The sequence below is a fragment of the Natrarchaeobius oligotrophus genome (genome assembly GCF_003841465.1).
Taxonomy (GTDB): Archaea; Halobacteriota; Halobacteria; order Halobacteriales; family Natrialbaceae; genus Natrarchaeobius; species Natrarchaeobius oligotrophus.
In genome coordinates this window covers 1-6,569 of sequence record NZ_REFZ01000042.1, presented here as the reverse complement: position 1 = coordinate 6,569, position 6,569 = coordinate 1, and the positions used below count along the sequence as shown (strand labels likewise).

At 56.9% G+C, this 6,569-nt stretch carries 4 protein-coding genes; 3 read left to right on the top strand and 1 reads right to left on the bottom strand.

Annotated elements, in window-relative coordinates:
- Together EA472_RS21565 and EA472_RS21560 are read left to right on the top strand one after the other, a co-directional pair.
- On the top strand, window positions 1-365 hold a 365-nt coding region (locus EA472_RS21565), incomplete at its 5' end, for a transporter associated domain-containing protein (RefSeq protein ID WP_279387196.1).
- Between the two features lie 688 nt (window positions 366-1,053).
- Entirely contained in the window at window positions 1,054-3,273 is a 2,220-nt protein-coding gene (locus tag EA472_RS21560) for a PAS domain S-box protein (protein ID WP_124193523.1), read from the top strand.
- A gap of 246 nt (window positions 3,274-3,519) precedes the next feature.
- Here the strand turns inward: EA472_RS21560 and EA472_RS21555 are convergent, their stop codons facing one another.
- Window positions 3,520-4,719, bottom strand: a complete 1,200-nt coding sequence (locus EA472_RS21555; protein ID WP_124193522.1) for a Cdc6/Cdc18 family protein — start codon at window positions 4,717-4,719, stop codon at window positions 3,520-3,522.
- 1,501 nt (window positions 4,720-6,220) lie between these two features.
- Between EA472_RS21555 and EA472_RS21550 the strand changes: the two genes are divergently transcribed.
- Window positions 6,221-6,475 carry a cytochrome P450 gene (locus tag EA472_RS21550; RefSeq protein WP_124193521.1) on the top strand — a complete coding sequence of 85 codons (255 nt, stop codon included), beginning with the start codon at window positions 6,221-6,223 and terminating at the stop codon, window positions 6,473-6,475.
- Window positions 6,476-6,569 lie beyond the last annotated feature (94 nt).

Sequence of the window (6,569 nt, the reverse complement as noted above, 5' to 3'; positions counted from 1 at the left end):
AGGGGCTGGTGACCGTCGAGGACATGATCGAGGAGATCGTCGGCGAGATCCTCAAATCCGGCGAGGACGAACCCGTCGAGGAACTCGACGAGCGCACCGTCCTCGTCCGCGGCGAGGTCAACATCGAAGACGTCAACGACGCCCTCGAAATCGACCTCCCCGAAGGCGAGGAGTTCGAAACCATCGCCGGCTTCATCTTCAACCGCGCCGGCCGCCTCGTCGAAGAGGGCGAAGAGATCACCTACGACGGCGTCCGCATCACCGTCGAAACCGTCGAGAACACCCGAATCATGAAAGCCCGACTCCACAAACTCGATGAAATTCCAAAGGAAGCAGACGGACACGTATCGAAGAGTACACCGTGACGCCGACTCGAGGATCGGCGACACGAGCGAACGATGGGCGGAAGACCGAATCGGCGACCATATAAAAAATATTTGTTATAGTAAAATATCATATATGAATGACGACAGTGAACGGATACACGAATCGGACTGACGAGCGTTGACGTGAACGTGCGTCGACCGTAGTCGTCGCCGATACGGAGGGAGAATCTCGGTGCATTGTGGAACCGAACACACGAACGGCCGTTTCGATGTCCGGCGATGCTCGGACGGTCTCGAGTCGGTCATTATCTCGCAGCCCACGATGTCGCCGTCTCCAGTCAACGGAGCGACTATGCAGAGAGCACGGCGTAGTATATTTGAACCAGCCTCTACCGATCGATCGAATCCGTGGACAGTTCGTGAGATCGCGGTCGGACCGGCAGTCGTGAGAAGGTGGCTCGATATTATTGTATTTCGATGAAAATGCATAGCTACTAGGTACCAGAGGTATAATCAGGAGAACGACGGATTGATACCGATCAGAGGATAACTGTGTGTATTAATATAAATTATCGGTCGTGTTTTGAAAGGTATTATACGAACAGAGGCCGTGCATGGACTACGCGTGTGAATCATGAGGGAGAGAATGTCGAGCTATGGCAGTACGAAGGTGAATTTCGATCGGCACGAATGGCGGGGATAGAATGACGATCGGCATCCGGCACAAATGACGGTCGTCCTCTACGTCGACGGGGACGCACCTCGACGGTCACGGGTCATCCACGAACTCGAGGAACGTCTTTCCGATGTCCGTCTACTGGAAGCCTCGAGCGTCCGCGACGGGCTGGAAGTTTTCGACGGGGAGAGCCCGGATTGCATCGTCAGTACGTACGAGTTGCCCGACCGTGACGGCGTTTCGTTTCTCCGTCGTGTTCGGGAAACCAGCTCGGAACTCCCGTTCGTCCTGTTCGTCGCGGACGGCTCCGAAGCGATCGCGAGCGAGGCCGTGTCGGCGGGGGTAACCGACTACGTGAGGATGAACGCTGGTGGGTACGAACGACTCGCAGAGCGGATTCGAGCCGCGATCGATCGCTATCGCTCGCGGATAACGAGGCGCGAACTGGTCGATGCGGTCGACGACGCGATCATCGTATACGACTCGAAAACGGGCGACGTCATCGACGTCAATCGAATCGTCCGCGAGGACTGGGGCTACTCGTACGAACGCGCGTGTGCCTCGACGATCGCCGATCTCAGCGTGTCTCGACAGCCGACGTCGGATCGATCGATCGACGACTGGACTCGAGGGGGCGACGGTGAAAACCAACCGCGCAGGTTCGAGTGGGCGTTCGAGCGACGCGATGGTACGCAGTGCTGGGCCGACGTTCGCCTGAAACGGGTTACGGACGGTGGAACCGGTCGCACCGCTGCGATCGTAAGCGAAACGAGGGGTTCGAAACGAAAAGCGCTAAAACTCGAGGCGTTTCGAGAAGCGGTCGAACACGCCGGTCACTCGGTCTACATCACGGACACGAGCGGGGAGATACGCTACGTCAACGGTGCGTTCGAGGAGATTACGGGATACGGGGGCGACGAAGCGATCGGACGGACGCCGCGTCTGCTGAAATCGGGTGAACACGACAAAGCGTTCTATCGAGAGCTGTGGAGCACCATCCTCGACGGGAGCATCTGGCAAAACGAGATCGTCAACGAACGCAAGGACGGGACCAAATACGTCGTCAATCAGACGATCGCCCCGATTACGGACGACAGTGGAACGATCGTTCGGTTCGTCGCGATCAACGCCGAGATTACCGACCGTAAACAGTACGAGCGACGTCTCCGAACGCTGTACGAGGCGACGACGGAGTGGCTGGAGTCCGACTCCAGTGTGGCGGTCTGTGACGTCGTCAGCGACCAGTTGACCGAGCTGCTTGAGTTCGACTTACACGGCGTGTATCTGTACGACGAGTCGAGCGAGCGTCTGGAGCCGGCGGCAGTGTCGAAGAAAGCGGATACGGCTTTTGAAGAACAGCCGACGTTTCGATCTGGCGAGGGAATCGCGTGGGAGGTCTTCGAGACGGGCGAATCCAGGCGGTACGACGACGTCAGAACCGACCCCAACGCGTACAATCCGGACACGGACGTCCGAAGCGAACTGATACTCTCGCTCGGAGAACACGGCGTCCTCATGATCGGATCAAAAGCGACAAACGCCTTCGACGAGACTGACGAGATGCTCGCGAAAGTGCTCGCGTCGACGCTGACCGGCGTTCTCGACAGGATCGATCGTGAGGAAACGCTTCGCGAGCAAAACAGCCGATTGAAAGAGTTCGCGAGCGTCGTCTCGCACGACCTTCGGAATCCACTGACAATCGCGAACGGCCACCTCGAGCTCGCACTGAATACGGGAGACGTCGGACATCTCGAAGAGATCGAACGGGCGAACCGGCGTATGGAACGGATCATCGACGACCTCCTCTGGTTGGCCCGAGAAGGACGGCGAATCGGAACGAAACGATCGGTCGATCTTTCAGGGGTCGTAGCCGACGCGTGGCGGAACGTCGAGACGAGCGACGCTACGCTAGAGGCGACGTGCAACGGGATCGTGTCGGCCGACCCGGACCGTCTTCAGCAGCTGTTCGAAAACCTGTTTCGCAACGCGATCGAACACGGCGGCCCGAGCGTTACCGTTCGCTTCGATTTCTTACCGGACGAACGCGGATTCTTCGTCGAAGACGACGGGCCGGGAATCCCGCCGGAAGAACGCGAGAAAATTGTCGAATCCGGCTATTCCACGAGCGAGGATGGTACCGGCTACGGGCTCTCGATCGTCCGAACGATCGTCGAAGCTCACGGCTGGGAGCTGAACGTTACGTCCGGAAGCGACGGTGGTGCACGATTTGAGTGTTACCTGGACGCGGACGACATCGAGTTTTCACGGTGAGTTCGTCGGTTCTTGAGGGGGTGTCGGTTCTTGGGGGACTGTCGGTTCTCGGGGAGTCCGTCTTTCGGACGGGTGGATCGAATCTCGAGATCTCGACGCTCGAAATTCCGACGGGCGGCTCAGTTTCGAGACACCCCTCGTTTTCAGTGAAAGTGCCCGCGAGACCGTCTCGGGGTTCGTGATCGGTTCCGAAAAATCAAGGAGAAAATCTAGGTTCGGCGTCTACTGTTCAGGGCGAGGGGAATGTCAGTCGGATTCGTTGCAAGCTGCGATGATGACTTCGGGATCGTCGATCAATCGATTCTCCATGTAGTTACCTTTCCCCTTCCCAGCCCACTTGCGCTCTTGTTCGATGATCGAGAGGAACTCGAGTTCCGAGAGGATGTCGCGCACGCGTCGAAGTTTTAGGTGGTCGGACTCGTCGCGTTCGCACAGTCGCTTGTACAGATCGTACACTTCGTTCGTCGTTACGGGCGCGTCGCTGTCACCTTTCTGTTGCGTGAGAAACGCCATCGCCTCGAGTACCAGTTTCGCGTGACTCGGGCTCTTCGAAATGAGTTCGGCAAGCCGGCTCGTTTCCTCGCGTTCGTGAGCCTGGTCGACGCAGGCTTCGGTGACCGTCTCGTAATCGTTCTCCTCAGCGATTTCGCCTGCGAACCTGAGGATGTCGATCGCCTTCCGTGCGTCACCGTGTTCTCTGGCGGCGAGTGCGGATACGCGGGGGATCACGCCCTCCTCGAGAACGCCCTCGTGAAACGCATCGGATCGCGATCGAAGAATTTCCTGGATTTGGGTCGCATCGTACGGTGAAAAGACGTACTCGCGTTCACAGAGACTGGATTTGATCCGCTCGTCGAGAGAATCCTTGTACCGTACCTTGTTCGAAATTCCGATCACGCCGACCGTGCTCTCGGTGAGCTTTCCGGATTCGACCGCTCGAGAAAGCTGCATCAGTATGTCGTCGTCTTCGATTTTGTCGACCTCGTCGAGAATTATCAGGGCGACGTCGTACCAGTGATCGACGATCTGCCAGAGGCGTCGGTAGTATTCGGACGTGCTCAGTCCGGAGTGAGGAATCGAAACGTTCGTTTCGGTCGGTCGATTGAGTTGGTGACCGATGGACTGGACCGCCTGGGTTTCCGTGGAGTCCTGCAAACAATCGACGTACGCCACGCCGATGGTGATGTCGTTGTTCGCGGCGCGATCGATCGCCTGGTTCGTAATGAACTTCGAACAGAGGGACTTTCCGGTTCCAGTCTTTCCATAGACGAGGACGTTGTTCGGTGTGTTTCCTCGAGTGGCCGGCTTGATCGCGTTCGCGAGATTCGTCAGTTCGTCCTCTCGACCGATGATGCGATCGCCATCGGGGAGGTGAGAGACTTGCAGGAGCTCTTTGTTCTGGAATATCTCGTTACCGCTCCCGAAGTAGTCTACCGAATCGGACATTCACTACCGGGAACGTCGTGCTGAGATAGCTTAAACGTTCGGGACCACATTGCCGCTGTATGTATTGGAAATTAGCCGTTTGAGTTACTATATCCTGATAATCACACCCCGGAGTTCCGCTGTATGGACCGAACGCAGAGTCCAGAATTCCGCTGTATGAAAGGTGGATGAAACTCCGGAGTTTCGTTGCGTGCAAACTGAAGGGACCCCGTGGTTCCGCTGTATGCGAACTGAAAGGACTCCAGAATTCCGCTGTATACGGGACGGAAGAGACCCCAGGGTTCCGCTGTATACGGGGCGAAAGAGACTCCGGAATTCCGCTGTATACTGGTGACAGAAGACCTCGAAATTCCGCTGTAGTGATGGAACCGAAGGAACCCCGCGGTACCGCTGTATGAACGGAGAAGAACGGTCCCGCAGTTCCGCTGTATATGGAACGAAGGGAATCGCGTAGTTCCATGGGATACCGGTGAAAAAAGACCCCGTGGTTCCGCTGTATAAACCGATGAAAAGGCCCCCGGAATTCCGCTGTATACCGACGACAGAAGACCCCGTGATTCCGCTGTATAAACGGATGGGAAGAGACCCCGTAGTTCCGCTGTATAGACCGATGACAGGGGCCCCTGGAATTCCGCTGTATGCGGAATGAAAAAGACCCCGGAATTCCGCTGTATACCGATGACAGGAGACCCCGTAGTTCCGCTGTATAGGGCACGTCTGCGACCGATCACTGCTCGAGACGATAATCGAGAAGAGCACCCCGGAATTCCGCTGTAAGCACTGGAAATTAGCGGAAGAGTTGATGGAAGCGGAGAATCACACCCCTCATTGCCGCTGTATGCGGACACACACACCCCGCGTTGCCGCTGTAACATGGCGACGGTGAGGGAGTCGAAATGAGGGTTCGAAAACGGCGCAGTGACCGTGAGACGAGAACCCGTCCGCCTCGAGATTCCACAGCGGTGAACGGAGTCAAAACGAAGCCAAACCGATCTCGAAAGAGGCGTTCGTCTCGATATCGATTTGAGAGAATTTTCCCCGATACGGACCAAGGCGTTCCAGCACAGGACCGAAGCAAGCACGACGAACTGGTGGCTCACTTCGGCTCGAGCTACGAGCTTCGTTCAATACCGATTGAACGAGTTTGCGTTCAATACACTTGGGGGACTTTTTGAACTGAGGGGCCTTAAAGATATCTACTAGAGAATTAAGGTTAGTTACTAGACCGATAACTCAACCCCGCAAACGTCTGATGCAACCTTCGCAAACCGAGCACGCTCGCTTGGAACGGTGAAGCAACCGAGAGGATGTCCGTTGAGCGGTCACGGCCGCGTATTGCGGTTTGCTCTCTCCCGGTTCACTCATCCCTAACCAATCGATCACCCCCCGTCAAATCTATACAGCGGCAACGCGGGGTGTGTCTCTTCCCTCGTCGTTCCAATTCGATCGGACCGACACCTCAACCGATCCGTCGCCCGAATTCGACAACAGTGTCTGGTCGATGACCGAGGCGGGCTGCTTCGAGACAGTCCGGTCGGACCGGGACGCGCTTAATGGCGCTATCGAGGAAACGCTCCGGTACCGCTCGCCCGTGCGGACAGCGAGCCGATATGCGACGACTAAGACCGACGTCGGCGGTGTGACAGTCGAACCGGGTGACAAGCTCTGTGTCTGGTTCGCTGCGGCAAACCGCGATCCGACGGTCTTCGATACCCCCGGACAGTATCCGTCTTTAGCTAAGCGAGAAACCACGTGACAGCGGCGGCTTATCGAGGCATCTTTTCGAGAGGAATGAGGAGGCGACGAGTGTGCACAACGAAGCCTCCTCATCTCGGATTATGCGTCGGCTC